Below are 22,278 nucleotides of genomic sequence, written 5' to 3'. Positions count from 1 at the left end.
CCTAAGATCTGTATAACGGTTTTCCAAAGACTAAATGAGAAACACCAATGGCCCTTTCACTAAAGCCTCCAATGCAATACGAAAAATAGAAATTCCAAAGTCGTTTAAATTGTTCGTCTTCACCAAGTTTTGGAATCTTATGTGTTTCGTGATTGAATCGATTCTGCCACTCTTCTAGAGTGCGAACATAGTCCTGAGCGAAGTCGACTTGAGAATATAGGCGCATATCTGAAACTTTCTTAGCGGCACCTAAGACAGCATGAATCGAAGGAATAAAACTTCCAGGAAAAATAAACTTCTTAATAAAGTCTAACTCTTTTACAGCTCGATCATATTCTTGATCATTAATCGTAATTATTTGTAAAAGAGCAAGGCCGTCTTCTTTGAGGACGTCAGAGATTTTCTTAATATACGTATTTAAGAATTTTTCACCAACGGCTTCAATCATCTCAATTGATACGACACGATCAAACTGTCCTTCTAGCAGACGATAGTCTTTCTTCAAAAGAGTAATCTTATCCTCAAGGCCCGCTGCCTTAATTCTTCTGCTAGCTTCTTCATATTGATTTTCTGAAATGGTCGTCGTTGTAACATGACAGTCATAGGCCTGAGCGAGATGGATAGCAAGAGCTCCCCAACCAGTACCGATTTCGAGAATATGATCACCTGCCCTAATATTTAATCGTTCACCGATAAGTTTGAGCTTATATTGTTGGGCCTCTTCTAAAGTAGAGTTTTCATTTGCAAATATTGCACTCGAATACATCATAGAATCATCTAAGAAGTGCTTAAATAATTCATCAGGTAAATCGTAATGGGCCTCAATATTCTTCTTAGAGCCAGTGAGTGTATTTCGACTTTGCCAATACTCTAGGAATCTCGCTGGTTTTAAAAGGTTTACAAATCCAGAGTCCATCTCACTAAGAAGGCCTTTATTGATAGCAAATACTCTCATAACATTACTTAAATTTGGAGTATCCCATTTCTTTAGGATATAAGACTCTGCAGCACCAATGGAGCCCTTGATAAAAATATCTGTAAAGAAGCTCTGGTCATGAATAATCATTTCAGCACTAATGCGTTTAGGGCCACGGCCAAGTGTATGCTTCTTACGGCCAACATAAATCGTTAGCCGAACATTTTCTAACAGGTCCAATTTCTTTAGAATTGCATCACGAAGAGTTCGAAGGAGAACACCTGGTGCATCATCTTTATTTAACAATTGAGACTTTTCAATAGTTTTGATATCTGGTTTCATTATTACTCCTTTAAATTCGCTTGTGAGAATAAATTCCTACGGCTATTTGGGTTTGGATGATCATAGAAAGGCACACCTTTAATCCATAAGAGGAATGCTTGAAAGTAAATACCAAAGACAACCTTCAGAGTCATCAAAGGGAATTTAATTAAGACTCTGTTCAGCGCACCTTCAGTGGCCTCGACCTTCTTTAAGTTCATATTTGCAAAGAAGACCTTCTCTCCTTTATCAAATGTTTCCATATTTATTTTTAATAAATTATTAGGCTTAGAGAATTTCCAATCATATGCCAAGGACATTGGAAAGAAGGGTGACACATGAAATTCCTTTTCAAATTGTGCCTTTATTTCATCTTTGGAAGACTTCGTTGCATCAACAACGTAGCAAAACCTCTCGCCCCAAGGTGTATTTTCAATCTCGGCCATAACAGCGTCGATCTCACCTTCCTTATTAAAGCAGTAGTAGAAAGTAACGGGGTTAAAGCAGTGACCAAAGTATCTAAGACTTGTCAGCATTCTAACGGCCCCTTCACTCTTGCGCCCAAGGTGCTTTTCAACAGTCTTTAAAACTTCATCTTTAAGACTCTTAGTCTTATCACCGTGGTAATCACTTCTTTTAAAGTATGCTATATTTCGTTTCATATAAGACCAGAAACGAGAAAGTGAAAAAAACTCATCCACCTCATCTAAGTCAAGATAAACGAGAAAGAGCTTGTACTTAAAGAAGTGTACTTTAGGACGAGAGCGAGAATGAATGACTACTCCTTCATAAAGGCACGATTTCATAACTTCTCCAATTCCTCGACAACTCTCAAGGCACTAAAGACACCATCTTCATGAAAACCGTTACGCCAATAAGCTCCACAGTAGTGAGTACGATTGTGTCCACTAATTTCATGCCACCTTGCTTGGGCGTTCATCCCATCTAAAGTAAATAGAGGGTGCATATAATTCATTTTTTTAAGGATTGTATCTTCCTTTATAGGGCGATATGGATTTAATGTGACATTGAAATTCTTATGAAAGTTGATCCCTTGGAGGATATTCATATTATAAGTGACAGTTGAGCCAACAGACTCCTCTACTGGTAGCTGATAATTCCATGCTGCGACAGCAAGCTCTCTTTTAGGTAAGAAGCTATCATCTGTGTGAAGATAAGTAGGATTGGCAACATAGGGAATCGCAGAAAGTAATTCGACTTCTTTACTTGTTGGACTCTCTAATAGCTTTAAGGCCGTATCTGAATGTGTTGCAATAATAACTTGATCAAAGTTCTCTCGGCCCTCTTTTGTTTCAATTATAACTTGTTCTCTTTCACGAGAGATATATTTAACAGGAGATTTCAACCTTATTGAGTTCTTAAAGTGTGGCACCATTTTCTTAATATATGAATTTGATCCACCTTCAATCACATACCACTGTGGCCGATCATCAACTTCTAAGAAGCCATGATTTTCAAAAAAACGTAAAACGAATTTGGCAGGAAATCGCCAAACGTCAACTGGATCAGTCGACCAAACTGCCGCCATCATTGGTACGATATAATAATCAATAACACTCTTCTTAACTCCCCTTGTTTCAAAGAAATGAGAAAGAGAAATATCACCAGAGTCATTACTTAAAAAGTCCTTCGCTTTTTTGTTAAAGTCCATAATTCCATTAATCATGGAGTAAAACCAAGGTCTAAAGAGATTTCTTCTTTGAGCAAATAGAGTATTTAACGTAGTGCCATTGTATTCAAGACCTGTCTTATCACAATGAACACTAAAACTCATTAAAGTAGGCTTATACGCAACACCTAGTTCTTCCATAAGACTTAAGAAATGAGGATAAGTCTTTTTATTAAAGACAATAAAGCCAGTATCAATTCTAAACTCTTGCTCTTCGTACTCGATTTCATGAGTATGAGTGTGGCCACCAAGATAGTCATTGGCCTCAAAAAGCGTAATATCATGCTTCTTCGAAAGCTTATAGGCACATGTCAGGCCGGAAATACCAGAACCAATGATTGCAATTCTCATTACTGCCCCTTTAGCCTATTCTTAATATACTTAATTAAGGAACCAAGTATTGGAATATGCTGGTAAATGAACTCCCCCATATCAAAATAATCACGATGGTAGCTTACGAGGCCAGCTTCATTAAATTTAATAACAGAGTTCCCATGTAAGATAACAGGTTTCCCAGAGTTCAGATTAGGCGTAATAAGAATCATCTTCCAAACAGCAACATGATGATTTCCATTTGAAATAATTTCGGAAAATTCAAAACGAATATCTTCAACTCCTTGATAAATTCCTCGATAATAGTCTTTAACCGCATCAAGTCCTTTATGCTCACCGATGGGATCAATGAAGAGCGCTTTCTTGTCATAGAAGTCATTTAAGATTTCAATATTATCAGCTCGAAGCTCGTTAAAGACCTTTTCAATTTGTTGCGCTTGTTGATTTTGATTATCTACGCCTGCCGCCTTTAGCTTTTTCACACTGACTCCTCCAATTAAACATATTATTAAAACAAGTTTCATGGCCCTTTTTGGAAACCATAAGAGAAAACGATTTGTTCTCTTTTGATACTCTCGGTAAACTTCTCCTTTAGACTTCAACGATGACTCCTCTGCGGGAGGAACTCCTGTAACAGAAGTAATAAGATAAAGCATGATGATATATGGTATAAAACCAATGAAAGTAATAGGTCGTGCCATATCAAGGCCATAAACTCCGTATGATAACCAAATTAATGTTTCAAAGAAGTAATTCGGATGACGTGAGTACTTCCATAATCCAATATCACAAACTTTACCTTTATTATCCTTAGAAGAAATAAACCTTTTAAGTTGGCCATCAGCAGTCATTTCCCCTAATAGTGCAATGATGAATATGGAAAGACCTAAGAAGTTAAAGGCTGTTAAGCTTCCCACTTCAAGAAGAAATAGAGGTAGCGACAAGACAACTGTGAGAATGGCCTCGCCAACAAAGAGTCCATAAAGGTAAACACCATACATAACCTTCCACTTCTTCTTTAAATTTAAATAACGACTATCCTCTCCAGTCTTTCTAATCCTTTGAAATAAATGTGTACTTAAGCGCAGTGACCAGAATGAATAAAGGAGGCCTAGTATAATGAACTGAGATGACTCAAGTAAACGAGGCTCAGACAAGAGCAAAGTAGCTATCACGATGAGAAAGCTTGAGCTCCAGTAAAAGTCCAAGTATGAGAATATTTTAATATTCAAAGAAATGAACCACCCTATAGAAAAATAGAGAATAACTAAGAATAGTATGAGCACGATTACATCAAACACGGTCAGTCCTTTATTTGTCTTATGCCTATGGATACGAGCATATTTAAATAAAAGATCACCCTCGAAGAAGAAAACTCTATTTTTCTCCTAATATTAAACACTTAGATTTTTTATTCTTAGTTAGTGATCCAAATCGATGTGATTAACGTATTAAGTAATATGAAGGCATTTAGTGCAACAAATGACTTACTAAATAACACGTGCATAAATTATGCTAAAATAATTCCTATTATAGGGAGAGCAGCTAAGGTGCAACTAAGCCTATCAGACATTGAATATTTGCTAATGCAAATAGCGAAGAATAAATCGCGAGATGCTTTCAAGAAGCTATTTGACTTCTATTATCCAAAAGTAATTGGATATGGCCTAAAAGGTGGCCTAAATAAAGAACAGTCTGCAGATATGGCCCAAGAAGTGATGCTTAAAATCTGGAGAAATGCTCATCAGTATAATAACGATAAAGGAAATATTAACACTTGGATTTATGCAATTGTGAGAAATCAAAAGTACGATCTATTAAGGAAACAGGGCCGAGACCCATTAAGTATCATTAGTTCTAATGATATTTTTGATGACGAATACCTTCAACAAGAAGATGAAAATTATAATAGTGAAGAAATTTATCACTTGGCCTATACGAGAGAAATGATAAATAAGTTATCACTCGAACAGCAGGAAGTCCTTAATGGCGTCTACCAAGAAGGACTAACGCAAAAAGAATTTGCACAACAAGAAAAGATCCCGCTAGGAACCGTAAAGTCACGTATTCGCCTGGCCATTAAAAACTTAAAGATTATATTGGAGGAAAAGTGAAGAAGCTTTATCATCCAGACATTGAATTAATAAAAAAATATGAATCTGGTGAACTTGAAGCAGGACTTGGACTTCTTGTGAAAACTCACCTTAATAATTGTGAAGCTTGTCGTGTGCGGGCCGAGTCAGAGCTAGAGAGACAAGCAAGTGACTTCTTTCACTCTATTGACACAACGCAAACTTCTCTAGATGAGAGTGATGATATTTTCAACTCCATTTTTGAAAAAGTTGAAGGCGCTCAACCGAAGGTAGAAAGGAATAATATCAACGGGCCGGCAACCTTAAAGTTTCATGATAAAACCTTTCTTCTACCAGACACTCTTTCATTTGTTTCTGATAAGGACATTAGCTGGAAAGAATTTGGTGAAAATAGTGCTGTTGCTCAGGTGACATCTGGTAAGGCCGGTGGGCTCTTCTTTATCTACCTAGGTCCAGGGGAAACCATTCCCAAACACGGTCACCATGGCAGAGAATATAGTTATGTTCTCGATGGGTATTACAGCAGTGATGGCCATAGACTCGACACTGGAGACTTTTCAACTTTTGAGGAATCAGACACTCATGAACCATCAACAACAAGTGAAGATGGATGCTTAGTTATCTCCTGGGTTGAAAATCGCTTGAATTTCCTTCATGGAATCTTTGCCCCTTTAAATCGACTTCTATGGTGGTACTTAAAACGTTCATGATTGAACTAAATAAAACAGGTTAAACTAATTTTATTTTGTATTTTTTATGGATTAGCGGATAAATATTTAGTAAAATAATCTCCGATGAATACGGAAGAGAAAAAAGATTTAACACATAAGAACGAGCAGGTTCGTACTGTGGTAACCCACAAGTGTATACTTAAGGCCACGGACTTATTTTTGCAACAAAACCCAGCAAGCAAGCTAACGACAAATAAGATTGCCCGCGTTGCTGGTGTCAGTATAGGTAGTGTATATAATCACTTTAAGAATAAAGATGAGATTCTTATTGAATTAATCAATAATCAACTTGATGAAGACCTTATTACCTATGGGAACTTCTTTAATGATGAGTCCAAAAGAGAGACTATTGAAGAAGAGTTTCACAAATTCTTAAAAGTTGTCTTAGATAATTACCGCAGAAATATTGAGCTTAGAAGGTTGATCATTTTTTACAAGAGACACCCATCTGTTGAAAAAAAGTTCGTTTACGTCAATCGAGCAACCCAGACTTTGATTGAAGACCACTTCTATCAAAGCTCTGAAATCAAATCTGAACTTCCCATTGATATTATCGTGAGTTCACTACGTGGGGTAATCCGCTACTACTTAGAATTCTGCCCTGAGAAGTTTGGAAGTTTTGAGCTTGATAGAGAGCTTGATATATTGATTAGCTCATATATCAAAAACTCTCACCTGATTGATAGACACGACTAAATTGATGTTTCAATTCGCCTGATGATTGCAGCGTGATTCAAGATCACAACCCCATCGCCATTCGTATCTCGAATAATTTCGGAAACGTCCTGGTCTAGCTGGCCTGATATCTTAGAAAGAATACTAGGCATTTTCATCTTATTTAGCATATCGATTTTAACGATACTATCAATATCATCAACTAAGAGAGCGTAATTCTCTCCCCTTTCATCGGCCTCAAGAATAATAACCTTCTTGACCGTGCTTGGTTTTTCTTCTGCCTCTTCTTTTATGCCATACATACGACGAGCATCAATGATCGTTATTAATTGATCACGTAAGTTATAGACACCAATGACATGAGAAGGTGCTCCAGGTGTTTTAAGGATATCGTTAGGACGTTCTATAATTTCTCGTACCTCACCAACGGCCAATCCAAAGTGATAACCAAAATCAAACGTCACAAATGATTCGAGTCTCATTTCGACTTTATTCTTGGCCTCTTCTTCATGTGATGCCTGATAAATTTCAGCATGACTTCTTGTGATCTCTTTAATTTCCCCATTATTTAAAATCTCTTTATGATCAATCAAAAATGTCATCCCATTGTCACTCGTTTCAATTCCTCCAAGGAACATACTAGACCTCTTTGAGGAAAAGACAGGAACTGGCATAACGCCATCATCATCGTAGAATGTGATTGCATTGAGAGAGTCCACGACTAGTCCGAAGAATTCATTATCAATCTTAATAATAAGAATCTTCTGATCCTTGAGTTGATTACTTTCTGTCTGAAGTCCTAAGATACGAGAAAAGCTTAAAACAGGAATCGTAGTTCCCCTTAAATTAACAAGCCCTAAGCAAAGTTTTGAAGCAAATGCAGAATGCTCAATATTTTGCATATTTATAATTTCATTGATTGATGTAATTTCCATCGCCAACGGAGTTCCACTAACTTGAAAAGAGATACACTTCTTATGCTGACTTTGAATTTTTAAGCGACTATCTACCCCTTGCCTAAAAGAGTCGTAACTTCCAAGCCTAGCAAGATTTCTTATTTTTATAATTAGAGAAGGTTCTAGAATTTGATATATTTTTCTTCCCTCATCTCTTTTAATCGCTCCTTTTACAACCTGAGCACTATCTTCACTATCACTTATATCAAATAGACTAACTTCAGAATCTTCAACTCTTAAAATCTCGCCTGTAGAATCAAATGAAACGCCAATGCTAATGCCATCAACATTTACAATTGCAACTTTAGAGGAAGATTTATTAACCTCTTCATCCTCACTAAGATTCAGAAGCTTTGATAAACATAAGATTGGAATAATCATTCCCCTCAAGTTAAAGATTCCATCAAGGTAATTCGGAGCAAGAGGCATTGAAAAGAGAGAGTTAGGGTAATTCACTACCTCTTGAACCGAATTAATATCAAGTACGAATTCATTTCCACTCAATGAAAATGAAGCGTAAATATTAGAATTAGTTTTTAAAACTTCAACTTCTTTTAATTCATTCATTTTTTTTGTTCCGATTTATCATTAATGCGAATCATCTTTATTTCTAAAGTGTCACAATCAATAATAATTTTAGTTGCTAATTCTTCACCATCTAAAATCTTACGTATTGTTAATTTCTTTTCTTGTAAAATCTCTAAGGCCTTCGCCTTATTCAGTTTTCCAATATGGTCAACATTTCGTTGTTTTAACTGCGCCATCATATTGCCGCCACCAGCGAGATAAATTTCAAAATCATCTTGCAAGCGAGACTCTAGATTAAGCTTTGTTAAGAGATATGGAATAGCATCCACCACATATTTTCCGGGCTGAGCTTCGGGGGACTTTCCTTCCCCTGCTGGAAGAAAGCAATGAGCAAGACCACAGCGTTTATTTACTCTGTCGATAATAGCGATCCCTAAGCAAGAGCCAAGTGTAGCCTGAAGAACAGCGCCTTTTTTGCCGAACTTTATTTCACCAATTCGCACATGAATATACTCGCGGTCTCTACTATTCATACCCTACTTCTTCTTATAGATTTGAGGACTCACATACTCAAAATCATTGGACAGGCCATTTAAGCTCTCAGACTCTCCAAGGATTAAGATTGCCCCAGACTTCATTGCCCTCGAAATATTACTAATCACTCTCATTTGATCATCTTGTTTAAAATAAATTAAAACATTTCGCAGAAACACAATATCAAAATTTGAGATATTACTCTTTGGAAGTGAAAAAAGATTATGGGCCATAAAGCTTACATTCTTTCTTACCTCGGGCAGGATTTCAGCTTCCTCTCCTACTGGTTTAAAATATGCTTGGTATAGACTTGTAAAACGCTCTTTAAAATTATTTATATTGCGTCCACTATACTTGGCATCTTGAGCATAAGTTAAAACCTTTGTGGAAATATCTGTTCCTATGATTTCATACCTCAGTATGCCGTTATTCTTCTTGTGCTCTTCACAAGACATTGCAATCGAATAGGCCTCTTCTCCAGTAGAAGAAGCGGCCGACCAAATTTTTATAGGTGCGCTACTTTTCCAATTAAGTAAAAACTCATCTTGAAAGAAATTCCAAACCTTCTGTGTTCGAAAGAAAGTTGTTTCATTGGTTGTTATAATATTGATGAATTCTTGCTTCTCATTGCTATCAGTTTGCAAATAATTAATATAATCATCATAGCTCTCTAACTCCAATGCTTTCAATCGCTGACGAATTCTGCCTTGTAACATGCTTTTTTTAGATGGAGCAATAGTAATGCCTGTATGTACATGAACAAGACTAATGATCTTCTCAAGTTGATTACTATTAAGCTCCATAAGGTAAATCATTTCCGACACCTGGCCTTAGTCTTCAATTAGGTCACTAAGTTTCTTAGCGCCTTCAGCAAGACTACGAGTTGCCATTGCAATCGACTCAGAAGCGGCCGCAGAGTTTTCTGTTTCAGAAGCCACCTGCTGAACTGCCTCACTAACCTCTTTAGCTGCAAGTAATTGTTCTTGAGTAGCACTTGAGATTTCTGCAATTGAATGATTTGTATTATTAACACCTTCAACAATTTTAGTGAAGGCCTCACCGGCCATTTTTGAAATCTGACTTCCTTCTGAAATCTTTTTAACCGAATCATTAATTAACTTAGAGATTTCCTTCGTTGCTTGTGAAGAGCGCTCAGCAAGTTTTCTAACTTCGTCTGCAACAACTGAGAATCCTGCACCATGCTCTCCTGCTCTTGCTGCCTCAATAGCGGCATTGAACGCCAGAAGATTTGTTTGACCAGCAATCTCACGAATCACTTCAACGATCTCACTAATTTCTTCTGATGATTTTGTGATAACATCCATTGCCTCAACGGCCTCATTGATCGACTTTGCTCCTTCTTGCGCTTCCGAAGAAGTTTGCTCTGCGATTTCATTTGCCGACTTAGCATTTTGTGCAATTGAGTTAATTGATGCTGTTAACTCTTCAACAGAAGCATTCATTTCTTCAGTTGTTGCTCCTAACGAAACGGCACCTTCTGCAACGTGAGATGACTTTGTTGAAATATCTTCAGTACTATCTCTCATCTCAGTGGCCAGCTCATTAATGGCCGTCTTAATTCTTTCCTGCTCAGTGATAACATCCCAAGTAACCATTGCACCTTGATAGACATTATTTTGGTCCATCACTGGACTTACTAATAAATTTAGAATTTCATCCCCTACATGAATATTTGTTTCATGTGGAAGATTAGAAGGATCAGATAGCATTCTTCTTTGATGAGCAGGGTTCTTATGAAAAATATCAATACTACTTCCAACAATTTCTGAAACCTTTATTGGCAATAGGTTTTCAATTGACGTTAGAGTTTGTCTCGACTTTGGATTTATATAAGTAATATTGAAGTCACGATCAGATAGCATTACATTGATTGGCATATTATCAAGCATCGAAGCGTATTGAGCATTGCGATTATCTGCGACGAGCTTATCTGTGATAATATCCCAAGTAACCATGGCCCCAATGTAGTCATTACCTTCCATAACAGCAACGACATTTAATTCGAGTGTTTCGTCTCCAATTTTAATCTCCGTCTTAATTGGTAGATTCTTTGGATTAGCTAAAATCTTTTGCTGATGAATTGGATTCTCATGAAAGACATCAATTTTAGAACCGATAATCTCTGTGACAGGAATAGGTAGAAGTGACTCAATAGCTCTTAAACTTTCAAAACTCTTTGGGTTAATATACTTAATAACTAAATCAGTCCCACAGTACATTACGTTAAATGGTAACTTATCCAACATATCGTAGATTGCTCCACTTCCCTCAAATACATTTCGACAGTCAAGCTCTTGGTTTAATTTTGCCATGGTCATATAAATCTCCTACATCCTCATTGAGAAAATAATTTGTAATAAAGAAATTATATGACTCCATATTTTTTAAACTACTCAGTTTTAACGTAACGTTAGTTATTTAGAAAGCGGCTGTAATATCAACAACTTAGAACTGATGGTTATAGAAATAAGCAAGAAATTAATACCTGAGCATTTCACTTACTCATTTTTGTTTTTTTACCGGGAATAAAAAATGAACAATTTATATTTTTAAACTTCGAAATCGAAGTAATCCGATAGCTCACCTTCGCCTTCTTGAAGATCATCAATATCCTCATGAGTATCTTCACAGAGGAAGCCAATATTATAAAGAGCATCTCCGGCCATAACGACTGAAGACTTACTGATTCCTAGGATCACACCATCATGTTCCATTGTAATACGACTAATGAGTTCACCAGTAAGTTGCCTAAGCTCTCCTACAACCTCACCCTCTTTAACAATCTTTCCATGATGGGCCTTATTTATTAGGAGTCCGCCTTTTGCCGCCCTCATCCACTTCGTTTTTCGAATGATGAATTTTTCTTCTTTAAAGCTCTTTTTACTTTTAATCATGCCGTAGTGGCTAAGGATACTTTTTACGAGGTTAACTCCATACTTAGCAATCGTCTCATCTATTCTAAGGCCCTCTCCCCCCTCAAAGACGATACAAGGGCGGCCGAGATCATTAATGGCCTCTCTTAAAGAGCCATCTCTTAGGGTGCTATTAACAACAAGTGGGATACTGATATTATTGACAAGATCAAGCATTCCTTCTGTATCGAGGTCACAGCGTATTTGCGGGATATTAAATCGTCCCGGGCCACCTGAGTGTAGGTCGATAAAGACATCACCATATTTTGTAATTTGTTTGAAAATAAAATTTGCAAAGCGAGCACCAAAGCTTCCCTTGGGTTTTCCAGGAAAGCATCTGTTTAAATCCTTGCGATCAGGAAGGTAGCGCTGCTTATTAAGAAAGCCATAGATATTAACCGCAGGGATAATAATCAGTGTTCCCTTAAGAAGCTTGAGCTTTCCTTTCATTAAAAGTTGGGCCGCTCTTAATCCATTGATCTCATCTCCGTGCATACATGCTGTTACCACAACACAGGGAGAAATCTCTTTCGTTGCACGATAGATATAAATGGGAGCCTTTACTTTTTGTAGCCCATAGAAAGAAGGGAAATTGACAAACTCAACGATTGGTCTGCCAATTTCAACTTCTTCAACTTTTAATTTAAATAATTGATCCGTCAATTAGTTATCCTTGATGACTTTTGTGTAATTCTTTTCAACGTAGTCAATGATCTCAACAGCAATATTCTTATTTGTGCAGCCTTCAATTCCTTCCAGTCCAGGAGAAGAGTTTACTTCTAAGATCTTTGGTCCACTACCTGAGCGAATAATATCAACACCGGCCATATTAAGTTTCATCGCCTTTGCAGCTGCAATGGCAACCTTTCTTTCTTCTGGCGTGATCTTTACAGGAGTCCCAACACCACCTCTGTGAATATTAGAGCGGAACTCACCTTCTTTTGCTTGCCTCATCATTGTTCCAATAACCTTACCACCAACAACAAAGCAGCGAATATCAGCGCCATTTGCATCCTTGATAAATTCTTGAACAAGAAAGTTTGCCTTAAGAATTCTAAAGGCATCAATTAAGCTCTCTGCCGCTTTCTTAGTCTCGGCCAGGATAACCCCTTTCCCTTGAGATCCTTCAATAAGCTTTACAACCATCGGTGCACCACCAACGAGTTTAATTAGACTCTCTGTTTGCTGAGTATTATTTGCCATCCCCGTCTTAGGAAGAGGGAGATGTTTTTGTGATAAGATTTGAAGAGAGCGTAGCTTATCTCTTGAGCGTCCAATAGCATTGGATGAGTTTAAGCAGTAAACTCCCATCATTTCGAATTGACGAACAATGGCCATTCCATAGGCACTAACACTTGCTCCAATTCTTGGTATGACAATATCAACCTTGTCTAACTTTCTCTTGCGGTAGTAAACCATAGGAGAACCTGTGGCCACGTCCATATAGCATTTATCAGGACGAATAACTTCTACATGATGACCTCTAAGCTTTGCTTCTTCTACTAGCCTCTTTGTCGAGTAAAGATGTTTATTAGAAGATAAAATCAAAATATTCATTTGCACTCCGTAAAAATAAAAAACTAATTTTGCACACCTATAATATAATCCAGAATTCCTGAACAATGACTATAAAAGTCAATATAATTCATAAATTTTTAATTATTTTTTAGTATCTTTTTTCTTGTGAAAGAGTTGTCATATTTACAATGAGGCTTCTTAGGTTTAACCTTATCGAATGACAGAAGAAAATCAAACATGCCCAAAATGTAGTTCACCTTACGCCTATAACGATGGCCAATTATGGATTTGCCCAGAATGCTTCAACGAGTGGAGCCTAGATGCTAGCTCTGAAGAAGATAGCACTCCACAATTCGTCGATGTAAATGGTGCCCAGTTACAAAACGGCGACTCTGTAACAGTTGTCAAAGATCTGAAGGCCGGAAAAGGTACGATCAAGTCTGGAACAAAAGTTAAGAATATTCGCCTACTAGAAGAACCAGTTAATGGTCACGATATCGCCTGTAAAGTTGACGGCCATGGCTCGATGTATCTTAAGTGTTCAGTAGTAAAGAAAGCCTAGGCCAAGTCTAGTTCTTTACAACCTGCCAAAGAGAATCGATAAATAGCTGATCTTTATCAGTAAAGTGATCCTTTAATTTGAAGCCCGTGTGCTGACACGTTCGTTCTATATCCTCTTTCGTGTACTTGAATGAATATTCGAGATGAAGTGGCTCATAGGCTTCAAACTCAAAACTATGCTCTAGCTCCTTGATATACACCTCCTGCTTCTCCTTAGGAAGTAAGTAACTCTCCATCGCTCCCAACTTTGGGTTAAAGACACCAATATGCTGAAACTTCTTTTTATCGAAGTTACCACCAAGTTCTCGGTTTATTCGATCCAGTAAGTTGAGATTAAAGTCACGAGTGTAGCCACTTGAATCATTATAAGCAGCACTTAGCTTTTCCACATCTTTTTTCAGGTCAAAGCCAATTAAAAGATAATCATCACTATTTAAATACTTCCATAGCTGTCTAAGGAAATTCTCACTTTGAGTGCGATCAAAATTTCCAATATTTGATCCAAGAAAGAGAACAAGCTTTCTCCTCTTTGACTTTTCCTTTAAGAACTTAAGCCCCTGCAAGTAGTCTGCAACAATTCCATGTATCGTTAGGTCAGATTTGTGCGTGATATGCTCTTCCATCTGCTTAAGGGCCTGGGCAGAAATATCAATTGGAAAGTAATTAACTTTCTTTCCTTGCCCTAAGAAGCCATCGATGACTAGCTCACTCTTATGGCCATCACCAGCGCCAAGTTCGATGATATCAATTTCATCTTCACTGATTAAATTCGCTATTTTTGCACTCGACTCTTTTAGGATATTAAACTCTGTGCGAGTTAAATAGTAGTCGTGGTGCTGTGTGATCTTTTGAAATAAATCACTTCCACGATCATCATAGAAATACTTCGTCGATAATCTTTTTTCGGGTTTTGATAGGCCCGTTAAAACATCAATTGCAAACTCTTCTAAAAATTCTGAGTTTTGTTCTTCACTAACTTCTCTAAGTACTGACACTTCCATTATATATCCTTTGCAACTCTAATCCCCGAAAACATCCACCTCTGATGAGCACGGTAGAAGTTTCGGTATGTATTTCGGTAATGTTCATCAGGAGTCGCAAAGCAGCCTCCACGCAGAACAAACTGATTACACATAAATTTACTATTATATTCTCCCAAGGCCCCCATATATGATTCATAGGATGGGTATGGTGAGTAATGTGATGAAGTCCAACACCAAAGAGGTAATTTCTTATCCCCAAGGGCCAGTTCTAATTCGAACTCTGTTGGCAAGCGCTGCCCAGACCATTTCGCAAATGCCTGGGCCTCATATAAGCTGACATGAGTTACAGGTGCATACATATCTAGAGGCACTAAACCATGTAGAGTGAATTCGTACCACTCTCCTTCGATTAGTCGCCAATAAAGTGGAGAGCAAATTTTTTCTTCATTAATCCAGTCCCAACCGTCACTCAGCCAATACTGAAAGCTCTGGTATCCTCCGGAATTAATAAACTCTAAGTACTCACCATTTGAAATATAGCTCTCTCGAATGGCAAAGGAGTTTATATATTTTTTATGACATGGCCTCTCATTATCGTAAGCAAAGCCACTGTCACTATTACCTAGTTCATAAACTCCCTCTTTAAAGTGTCTCCACTTTAATGATCCGGCCGAGAAAGCTTCCACTCTCTTTTCAGAGTAAACAGGAGTCAGTGGAGATGAGCTTAGGATATGTTTAATATCCATTAAGAGTAATTCCTGGTGCTGTTGCTCGTGATTGAGTCCTACTTCTAAGAGAAACTCAATTCTTTCAGGCTCCATTGTTGTCTCCAACAAGGTCAACATTGCAGTATCCACGTGATTGCGATAACTCAGAACTTCTTGAACAGTGGGCCTAGATAAAAGGCCTCTCTTTTCTTGCTTCCAATGGGTCCCTACTGACTTGTAGTATGAGTTAAATAACAAACCATATTCATCATTAAACTTCTCATATCCTGGTGAGTACTTGGCAAGAATGAACTCTTCAAAGAACCAAGTCGTATGAGCGAGATGCCACTTCGGAGGGCTCACTTCGGGAGCTGATTGCACCGTAAAGTCTTCAATCTTAAGACCTACGCAGATCTTTAGACTGGCCTCTCTTACGAGTCGATACTTTTCGACGCATAGAGACTTTCGCTCAATCATATCTAATAATTTATCGCTAAATGCTTCGATAATGACTCCAAAATACTTATAAAATTTAGTTCTACAAAAAAATTACCTTTTGCGCTCTGGGATAAAAACTTAAGAATATTAAAATTTCTTAAAGAATAATTTGGCATGCTTTTGTATCTCAGGGATAATACTTATTATTTAGAAAAGAAAAGGGGAAAATATGAAACGTCTTTTATTATTAGTGATTACTACGCTTCTTTTAAGCTCAACTGTAGCAGCAAAGGAAGTTCAAGATATGTCAGATCCTCTGGCGGTTTATACTCAGGCCGGTCTTGGGGCAACCAACAAAGGGCTAAACGCAAAGATTGGTATATCTTACGATACGGGAATCAAAGACGTTGCGGCCATGAATGTTATCGAATTCAAGGGCTTCTTTGGAGAAGATCTTGGATGGGATGGTTCATCAAAGAAGACAAATCGACTTGATAGTTTTCGCTTTAGAAATTTTAGCGCAAATATAAAGTCAGGTAGAGGCTCTCAACTTGATATCAACTATAGCCTCAAAGAATCATTTCTTGCGGAAAGAACAGGTAATGCTTCTTATTCGATTCTACAAGCGCTACCAAAATTTTGGATTGTTAATCTCTATCCTCTAATTGGCGCTGGCGTTGAGTTTGGAAAAAATACTGTTGAAGATGATAGCTCTATTGATAGTGGCTTCTCTATTATTGGTGTTAATAGTGTAGTTGGTTTCTACGGAAAATTTACAATTACAGAAAAGATCTGGCTTAACTACAACCCAATCTGGGCAGCGGCCCTAGCAGGTTCTGATCTCTACGAGTCATCAGCATACGGTGGAAAGGATAATATTCTTCTTCACGAATTCGTAGCAAGCTACCAGTTTACTCCACGCTTTAATCTTCGCTACTTTGCGAATTGGAGTAACCTAGTAGACATTGCTGACGGTGACCACAGAATCGAATTTAACTATCAATTCTAATTAATCACTTTATCTTTTAAGGGGCGGCGATTCCAAATGTCGCTGACCCTCCTAAGAAGATCTCTGAGAATTTAATTCCTCGATCATATAGTAGCGGTGTTTCAGTTGAGCCCCAGAAAGTATCAGGATAATTTCCAATCTCACCACCTTCACCATAACCAAAGCAATACATATAACCTGTGACATTTTCGATTCCACAAGTGTGCCACATCCCAGAAACAAGCTTGTTCCATGAACGTCCTGCTATGATTGCCGGCTCAGCTCTATTTGAATAATCTCCCTGTCCAAGAGCTCCGTTATTCCCGCTTCCCCAACAATAACCATCACCACTGGCCTGAAGTGCACAAGAGTGAGATTCTCCAACAGATAATGATGTCCAAACTGCTCCACCAACAACTTCAACAGGTACGGAAGAGCTTGTAAAAGATGCATCATTTCCTAACTGCCCTCGGTTATCATATCCCCAGCAGTAAACTTTATTATCCGTTGCTAACCCACAAGCGAAATGATCACCTGTTCCGATATCAGTAAAGGTAAGTCCACCGTTAACTGCTGTTGGTGTTGTCGTAAGGGTTGTCGTGTTTCCAGTGGCCACTCCATTCCCTATCCCACCGTAACGATTCGTTCCCCAACAATAAGCAGCACCATCAGTACGAATTCCACAAACGTGATAATAACCAACAGAAATTTTACTCCAACTATGACCACCTACAATTAAATTTGGGTCATGAAAGGACGCTGTTGTATCACCACTTCCTATTTGCCCGTAGTTATTTCGTCCCCAACAGTAACCAACATTAGAAGTTGTTACCCCACAAACAGAGTCATAATTAGCACTAAGAGATGCCCATTTGTGACCACCTGTAACGATTGTTGATGGGTGTGAATAGTTGGCCGTATCAGCGGCTCCATTTCCAAGTTCACCATATTGGTCTCGTCCCATACAATAAGCATCGTCGGAATCATCAATACCACAATGAAGCATATACCCGGCTGCCATAGACTTCCAAGTTTTTGCCAAAGGAACTTTCTTAGGCATAAAAAGCCCAGCATTCCCCATTCCTGTTCCGGCCTGTCCCCAGTTCCAATATTGTCCCCAGCAATATCCATCACCACCTGTTGTAACACCACAACTTAAATAGTCAGAAGCTGAAGCGGATGCCCAATTATGGCCACCAATAACAAGAGTTGGTGTCAGGCGATCTTGAATATCACCGTCTCCGATCTCTCCTTCTTCACCCTCACCCCAACAGTACATTTGATTTAAATTATCGATACCACATGAGTGTCTTCCCCTCACCGAAACATCAACCCAGTCTTGAGAACCAGTTACTTGTACAGGGACATTAGAAGTCGTTCCAAGCCCATCACCTAAGTTTCCTCCACCACTCCAATCAGTACCCCAACACCAGATCTTATTTGATGTCGTCAACCCACAAGCGTGAAACCAATGAACTTCAATTTTATCAAATGTTAGACCACCACTGACAGGACTAGGAGAATACGTATCAGCACTTAGCCCATCCCCTAAAACATGGTTAGACCCCATTCCCCAACAGTATCCAACTCCCGCGACAGTAACTGCACATGTAGAATATTCACCAACAGCAACATTTTTCCACTTCGTTCCTGAACTTATATGCTCAGGTGCCGTAATAACTGTTGTGTTATCTCCCATTCCGATTTGACCATAATTATTTCTTCCCCAACAATAAAGGTCATCAAGGGAGTTAATAGCGCAAACATGATAATTACGAGCTGAAATCATCTTCCACTTCATTCCTCCCGGAACAAGCTTTGGAACAAATGAATCAGTTGCTGTCCCATCACCAAATCGATAATAACTATTATCTCCCCAACAGTAGAGGTCATCACTGCCATCAATTCCGCATGTTAGACGATAACCAGTTGAGACATCCTTCCAAGTTTTCTCACCATCAACGATATGAGGAATATACTTAGGTTCATCAACTCCATAACCAATCTCACCATACCAACCTTCACCCCAGCAGTAGAGTTTTGACTCAGTTGTAATTCCACAAGAGTGTTGATCTCCACCAACTATTTTTGACCAAGTTAAATTCCCGACGACCTTATTCAGATCATTTGGATAAAGAGATTGAAACTTTTGTGGATCATAAACATCAATAGGCGCACCAACATCCCAAGAACCAAAGTAATAGAGGTTACCAGCACTATAGCCAGTGGCCATCCCCTGCACACGGTGCTCAGAAGAAACTACCGTTCCATCTGTGATATAGATATTTGCAAAATAATACCCATCAGCTGATGCATTAATTGTCATATCAATTGTACAAGTTTCACCAGGATTTAAAGTGGTTCCAGTACAAGTATCATTTGTCATTTGAAAATTTCCTGAACTTCCATAGATAAGCGGTGCTTGTAAAAGACCAGTTGTTACACCACCAGAATTCGATAAAGTAATCGACTGCGTCTCTCCTGGTCCAGCTCCACCTGGTTGATATAAAAGAGAGAACTCTGTTGAGCCTAATGTTAATGCACTAGATGCTACATTTAAAGTTGTATACGTATCCGAAACGACAACACTTGTGTTTCCCGCTACATCGATGGCGCGAATTTCAATTCGATAATCTTCCGCTCCATCTAAAGACAGACCACTTACTGAGTCTCCCTTTGTAAAAGAAGTCCAATCCTGCTCAATAGAGGAATCAGAGTCCTTAACGACTCTTACCTGGTAGCCAGCAAGAGCTAGGTTATCAGTTGAGTCCGTTGTCCATGTAATGGTAGGAGTTGTTGATAAGCTTGCAGGAACTGTTCCCAAAGTAAGGGCCGACACAGCAGTTGGATCTGTTGTATCGAGAGTAATGTTTTTTGTTACAGTCTGAGATGAAATAGCATTAGAGCTATCGGCTCCAAAAATATATACAACCTTTAGTCCATCTCCACCAGAGAGTGCAAATGACGAAGGAAAGCCAGTAACCCAATTTCCTCCTCCACATGAGCCAGCGCTCGTATCTGCCGGAGGTGTTGTTTGCGTTTCACTAATACAGTACTGAGTTAGATCATCACCACCAGTTTTTGCAATATCAATGCTATTAATATTAGAATGAGTTGTTGATCCAGAACTGCTATCACTTAAGATAACTTCCAAGGCCGCAACATCAAAGCCGAAATTAAATTCAACTTCAGATTCCTTCAAACAACTAGTCATTAAAAATATAACCGACAATAATAGAATGTTTTTCATTTCCCTCACCTTATAAAACAACATAATTTATATCGGTAAATACTTTTCACTTATTTAAACAAAATTTTACTATGGTTAAAAAAAATTTATAAAAATCGATCATTTACATCAGTTATCTTTTTATTGACTGCAGAAATAGCTCTATATGACAGAGTTTAATCTTCAATTAAAATGGTTTAACTCAAATTAATAAATATAAGAGAGAATCAATGAAACAAAATTTATTAAAACTAACTTGCCTTTTCTTTTTATCATTTAATTATTTACATGCAGATTCAATAAACTTTGAGGAATCAAAGAGGAATTCTAAGCATCAATACCTGAGACTTTCATATCAGTCCGTAAATAGTGAGAACCTTGAAACAATCTATGAACAGATCTTAGTTGATTCTTATAGCTACACTGAAGAAGATGCGATGGCCGAGAAGACCAGACGTGAAAATGGTCATATTAAGGACTGGGCCAGTTTAAAGAAGAAGAACTTTAGACTCTATGTCGAGATTGAACTTATCGATATTAACAAATTTATGAAGATTCTAAACTTATCTGATGAGCAAATAAAGGCCCTATTTGGCGTTGTTAAGGCAAAGGAGCAAGTAGCTCAAGCACCAAAGAACACGAAGCCTTTAAGCTTTTCTGTTTTCTATATGACTTCTCTTGGTGAGTTTAACCAAAAAAGCGCACCAGGCTCAGTCGAGTTTAAACAAAACTCTTCTGTTTCTCTAGGTCTAACGACAAATTATCAAATTAATACAAAGTATGGCGCCCAAGCAAGTCTTTACTACTCTCAACTTAACACGGCCTCAGCAAATAAGTACCTTGATAATGTTTCCGTAGATCCGGAGATTGGATTTAACTTATATGGAACTTATAAATTTGCTGATTATGGACTTGAAGCCTATGGTGGACTTGATTTTGAACGTTTTAATACTTTCAACTTCGATGGCCTAACAGATGCTGACCAAGTGACATTTGATAAGAATCAAATCTTTTTCTTAACTGTAGGAATTCAAAAGAATTTTAAGTTATATCGTAGAAACTTCTTAGCAAAGTTTAGCTACTCTCACTCAGTGTTTTCAAACCGTGATATTGGTTATGCAAATACAAGTGATAAGCAAGAGTTTACTGGTGGTAAGGCCATGGCCTATGTCATGGGTGATATCACAAAGAAGATCTTTGCTCACGTCATCTTTAAAATGCACTTTATGGATGGCCCAACCGACTTAACAGTAAATCGACTAGGCCTTGGGTTTGGTTATAAGTTTTAACGATATGTAATATCCTTAGCGTCAAAGTCACTTTGACTATGGCGCTCAAGGATTTGTTGATCTTCATCTCCCCAAGCACGATTCACTAATCTCCCCCTTAAAACAGCTGGCCTCTTAATTAATTCATCTGCCCAACGGATTATATTCTTATACTCATGTACTGACAGGAACTCTGCTGCATCATAGAGCTTGCCTTTTACAAGTGCTCCGTACCATGGAAAGATTGCCATATCTGCAATTGAATATTCATCTCCCGCTATATACTTATGACTTGCTAATTGTTTATCGAGTACATCAAGTTGTCTCTTTGTCTCCATCGCAAAGCGGTCTATTGGGTATTCAAATTTCTCCGGCGCATATGCATAGAAGTGACCAAAGCCTCCGCCTAAATATGGAGCGCTTCCCATTTGCCAAAAGAGCCAGTTAAATACTTCTGCTCTCTTAGCTGGGTCCTTTGGTAAGAAGTGACCAAATTTTTCTGCCAAGTGGACAAGAATTGAAGCCGACTCAAAAACACGAATTGGATTACCATTATTCTTATCAAGTAAAGCAGGTATCTTAGAGTTTGGATTGATAGCAACAAAATCTGAACCAAATTGGTCTGCTTCACCAATATTAATTAAATAAGCATCATACTCTGCTTCTTTAATTCCAAGCTCTAAAAGCTCTTCAAACATAATCGTAACCTTAACTCCATTTGGAGTTCCTAACGAATATAATTGAAATGGATGATCCCCTTGAGGGAGTTTCTTTTCAAAGCGGGCCCCAGCTGTTGGGCGATTAATGTTTGCAAACTCTCCCCCATTTCCTTCTTTAAATGTCCACACTTTTGGTGGTGTATATTTTTGATCCATA

The 22,278-nt window shown here is 38.1% G+C and carries 20 protein-coding genes; 6 read left to right on the top strand and 14 right to left on the bottom strand.

What is annotated here, in order from left to right; genetic code table 11:
- Position 1: 1 nt before the first annotated feature.
- From ABMA72_RS14055 to ABMA72_RS14040, 4 genes are read right to left on the bottom strand one after another with little or no spacing between them, the layout of a single operon-like run.
- Positions 2 to 1,258: a class I SAM-dependent methyltransferase gene (locus ABMA72_RS14055; protein WP_393057593.1), complete on the bottom strand. Its 1,257-nt coding sequence runs from the start codon at positions 1,256 to 1,258 to the stop codon at positions 2 to 4.
- A 2-nt stretch (positions 1,259 to 1,260) separates the two neighbouring features.
- Positions 1,261 to 2,043: a DUF1365 domain-containing protein gene (locus tag ABMA72_RS14050; RefSeq protein WP_393057591.1), complete on the bottom strand. Its 783-nt coding sequence runs from the start codon at positions 2,041 to 2,043 to the stop codon at positions 1,261 to 1,263.
- Positions 2,040 to 3,278, bottom strand: a complete 1,239-nt coding sequence (locus ABMA72_RS14045) for an NAD(P)/FAD-dependent oxidoreductase (RefSeq protein ID WP_393057589.1) — start codon at positions 3,276 to 3,278, stop codon at positions 2,040 to 2,042. Before ABMA72_RS14045 ends, ABMA72_RS14050 begins: the two co-directional genes overlap by 4 nt.
- Entirely contained in the window at positions 3,278 to 4,492 is a 1,215-nt protein-coding gene (locus tag ABMA72_RS14040; protein ID WP_393057587.1) for a DUF1295 domain-containing protein, read from the bottom strand. The genes ABMA72_RS14045 and ABMA72_RS14040 overlap by 1 nt, the downstream gene beginning before the upstream one ends.
- Positions 4,493 to 4,846: 354 nt before the next feature.
- Between ABMA72_RS14040 and ABMA72_RS14035 the strand changes: the two genes are divergently transcribed.
- From ABMA72_RS14035 to ABMA72_RS14025, 3 genes are all read left to right on the top strand, one after another.
- Positions 4,847 to 5,374 (top strand): sigma-70 family RNA polymerase sigma factor, encoded by a 528-nt coding sequence (locus ABMA72_RS14035; protein ID WP_393057585.1) that lies wholly within the window; start codon positions 4,847 to 4,849, stop codon positions 5,372 to 5,374.
- Positions 5,371 to 6,063, top strand: coding sequence for a cupin domain-containing protein (locus tag ABMA72_RS14030; protein WP_393057583.1), 693 nt, complete (start codon positions 5,371 to 5,373; stop codon positions 6,061 to 6,063). The genes ABMA72_RS14035 and ABMA72_RS14030 overlap by 4 nt, the downstream gene beginning before the upstream one ends.
- A gap of 84 nt (positions 6,064 to 6,147) precedes the next feature.
- Positions 6,148 to 6,780, top strand: coding sequence for a TetR/AcrR family transcriptional regulator (locus ABMA72_RS14025; RefSeq protein ID WP_393057581.1), 633 nt, complete (start codon positions 6,148 to 6,150; stop codon positions 6,778 to 6,780).
- On the opposite strand, the gene ABMA72_RS14020 is transcribed toward ABMA72_RS14025, so the two are convergent.
- The 6 genes from ABMA72_RS14020 to rimK form a co-directional block, all read right to left on the bottom strand.
- Complete coding sequence (locus ABMA72_RS14020; protein ID WP_392859444.1) at positions 6,777 to 8,282, bottom strand: chemotaxis protein CheW; 1,506 nt, start codon at positions 8,280 to 8,282, stop codon at positions 6,777 to 6,779. The two genes, ABMA72_RS14025 and ABMA72_RS14020, sit on opposite strands and share 4 nt — an antisense overlap.
- The gene (locus ABMA72_RS14015; protein WP_392859441.1) at positions 8,279 to 8,776 is read right to left on the bottom strand and encodes a chemotaxis protein CheD; all 498 of its coding nucleotides are present in this window, start codon (positions 8,774 to 8,776) and stop codon (positions 8,279 to 8,281) included. Before ABMA72_RS14015 ends, ABMA72_RS14020 begins: the two co-directional genes overlap by 4 nt.
- 3 nt (positions 8,777 to 8,779) lie before the next feature.
- The gene (locus tag ABMA72_RS14010; RefSeq protein ID WP_392859439.1) at positions 8,780 to 9,592 is read right to left on the bottom strand and encodes a CheR family methyltransferase; all 813 of its coding nucleotides are present in this window, start codon (positions 9,590 to 9,592) and stop codon (positions 8,780 to 8,782) included.
- A gap of 15 nt (positions 9,593 to 9,607) precedes the next feature.
- Positions 9,608 to 11,116 carry a methyl-accepting chemotaxis protein gene (locus ABMA72_RS14005; protein WP_392859436.1) on the bottom strand — a complete coding sequence of 503 codons (1,509 nt, stop codon included), beginning with the start codon at positions 11,114 to 11,116 and terminating at the stop codon, positions 9,608 to 9,610.
- A 231-nt stretch (positions 11,117 to 11,347) separates the two neighbouring features.
- Positions 11,348 to 12,373: a succinylglutamate desuccinylase/aspartoacylase family protein gene (locus ABMA72_RS14000; RefSeq protein WP_392859433.1), complete on the bottom strand. Its 1,026-nt coding sequence runs from the start codon at positions 12,371 to 12,373 to the stop codon at positions 11,348 to 11,350.
- Positions 12,374 to 13,267, bottom strand: coding sequence for a 30S ribosomal protein S6--L-glutamate ligase (gene rimK, locus ABMA72_RS13995; RefSeq protein WP_392859430.1), 894 nt, complete (start codon positions 13,265 to 13,267; stop codon positions 12,374 to 12,376).
- 178 nt (positions 13,268 to 13,445) lie between these two features.
- Between rimK and ABMA72_RS13990 the strand changes: the two genes are divergently transcribed.
- Positions 13,446 to 13,790 (top strand): zinc ribbon domain-containing protein YjdM, encoded by a 345-nt coding sequence (locus ABMA72_RS13990; protein ID WP_392859428.1) that lies wholly within the window; start codon positions 13,446 to 13,448, stop codon positions 13,788 to 13,790.
- Positions 13,791 to 13,797: 7 nt separating this feature from the next.
- Here the strand turns inward: ABMA72_RS13990 and egtD are convergent, their stop codons facing one another.
- Both egtD and egtB read right to left on the bottom strand, forming a co-directional pair.
- Complete coding sequence (egtD, locus tag ABMA72_RS13985) at positions 13,798 to 14,790, bottom strand: L-histidine N(alpha)-methyltransferase (RefSeq protein ID WP_392859426.1); 993 nt, start codon at positions 14,788 to 14,790, stop codon at positions 13,798 to 13,800.
- A complete protein-coding gene (gene egtB, locus ABMA72_RS13980; protein ID WP_393057579.1) occupies positions 14,790 to 15,956 on the bottom strand; it encodes an ergothioneine biosynthesis protein EgtB in 1,167 nt (388 codons plus the stop codon). The genes egtD and egtB overlap by 1 nt, the downstream gene beginning before the upstream one ends.
- A gap of 190 nt (positions 15,957 to 16,146) precedes the next feature.
- Here egtB and ABMA72_RS13975 point away from each other — a divergent pair, with 190 nt between their 5' ends.
- Positions 16,147 to 16,926, top strand: a complete 780-nt coding sequence (locus ABMA72_RS13975; RefSeq protein ID WP_392859420.1) for a hypothetical protein — start codon at positions 16,147 to 16,149, stop codon at positions 16,924 to 16,926.
- A 16-nt stretch (positions 16,927 to 16,942) separates the two neighbouring features.
- On the opposite strand, the gene ABMA72_RS13970 is transcribed toward ABMA72_RS13975, so the two are convergent.
- Positions 16,943 to 20,155 (bottom strand): hypothetical protein, encoded by a 3,213-nt coding sequence (locus ABMA72_RS13970; RefSeq protein WP_392859417.1) that lies wholly within the window; start codon positions 20,153 to 20,155, stop codon positions 16,943 to 16,945.
- Positions 20,156 to 20,364: 209 nt separating this feature from the next.
- On the opposite strand from ABMA72_RS13970, the gene ABMA72_RS13965 reads away from it, so the two are divergent.
- Positions 20,365 to 21,423 (top strand): hypothetical protein, encoded by a 1,059-nt coding sequence (locus ABMA72_RS13965; protein WP_393057577.1) that lies wholly within the window; start codon positions 20,365 to 20,367, stop codon positions 21,421 to 21,423.
- Here the strand turns inward: ABMA72_RS13965 and yghU are convergent.
- On the bottom strand, positions 21,420 to 22,277 hold the full coding sequence (yghU, locus tag ABMA72_RS13960) for a glutathione-dependent disulfide-bond oxidoreductase (RefSeq protein WP_392859412.1): 858 nt from the start codon (positions 22,275 to 22,277) through the stop codon (positions 21,420 to 21,422). The genes ABMA72_RS13965 and yghU overlap by 4 nt on opposite strands.
- Position 22,278 lies beyond the last annotated feature (1 nt).

This window comes from Halobacteriovorax sp. CON-3 (genome assembly GCF_043196995.1).
Classification (GTDB): Bacteria; Bdellovibrionota; Bacteriovoracia; order Bacteriovoracales; family Bacteriovoracaceae; genus Halobacteriovorax_A.
The sequence above is the reverse complement of the archived record's forward strand: the minus strand, read 5'-3'. Positions and strand labels throughout refer to the sequence as shown.

Bases quoted from the DNA above. Each gene is read 5' to 3' on its own strand.
- ABMA72_RS14055 (WP_393057593.1), bottom strand. From the start codon at position 1,258: ATGAAACCAGATATCAAAACTATTGAAAAGTCTCAATTGTTAAATAAA.
- ABMA72_RS14050 (WP_393057591.1), bottom strand. From the start codon at position 2,043: ATGAAATCGTGCCTTTATGAAGGAGTAGTCATTCATTCTCGCTCTCGT.
- ABMA72_RS14045 (WP_393057589.1), bottom strand. From the start codon at position 3,278: ATGAGAATTGCAATCATTGGTTCTGGTATTTCCGGCCTGACATGTGCC.
- ABMA72_RS14035 (WP_393057585.1), top strand. From the start codon at position 4,847: ATGCAAATAGCGAAGAATAAATCGCGAGATGCTTTCAAGAAGCTATTT.
- ABMA72_RS14025 (WP_393057581.1), top strand. From the start codon at position 6,148: ATGAATACGGAAGAGAAAAAAGATTTAACACATAAGAACGAGCAGGTT.
- ABMA72_RS14020 (WP_392859444.1), bottom strand. From the start codon at position 8,282: ATGAATGAATTAAAAGAAGTTGAAGTTTTAAAAACTAATTCTAATATT.
- ABMA72_RS14015 (WP_392859441.1), bottom strand. From the start codon at position 8,776: ATGAATAGTAGAGACCGCGAGTATATTCATGTGCGAATTGGTGAAATA.
- ABMA72_RS14010 (WP_392859439.1), bottom strand. From the start codon at position 9,592: ATGATTTACCTTATGGAGCTTAATAGTAATCAACTTGAGAAGATCATT.
- ABMA72_RS14005 (WP_392859436.1), bottom strand. From the start codon at position 11,116: ATGACCATGGCAAAATTAAACCAAGAGCTTGACTGTCGAAATGTATTT.
- rimK (WP_392859430.1), bottom strand. From the start codon at position 13,267: ATGAATATTTTGATTTTATCTTCTAATAAACATCTTTACTCGACAAAG.
- ABMA72_RS13990 (WP_392859428.1), top strand. From the start codon at position 13,446: ATGACAGAAGAAAATCAAACATGCCCAAAATGTAGTTCACCTTACGCC.
- egtD (WP_392859426.1), bottom strand. From the start codon at position 14,790: ATGGAAGTGTCAGTACTTAGAGAAGTTAGTGAAGAACAAAACTCAGAA.
- egtB (WP_393057579.1), bottom strand. From the start codon at position 15,956: ATGATTGAGCGAAAGTCTCTATGCGTCGAAAAGTATCGACTCGTAAGA.
- ABMA72_RS13975 (WP_392859420.1), top strand. From the start codon at position 16,147: ATGAAACGTCTTTTATTATTAGTGATTACTACGCTTCTTTTAAGCTCA.
- ABMA72_RS13970 (WP_392859417.1), bottom strand. From the start codon at position 20,155: ATGAAAAACATTCTATTATTGTCGGTTATATTTTTAATGACTAGTTGT.
- ABMA72_RS13965 (WP_393057577.1), top strand. From the start codon at position 20,365: ATGAAACAAAATTTATTAAAACTAACTTGCCTTTTCTTTTTATCATTT.
- yghU (WP_392859412.1), bottom strand. From the start codon at position 22,277: ATGGATCAAAAATATACACCACCAAAAGTGTGGACATTTAAAGAAGGA.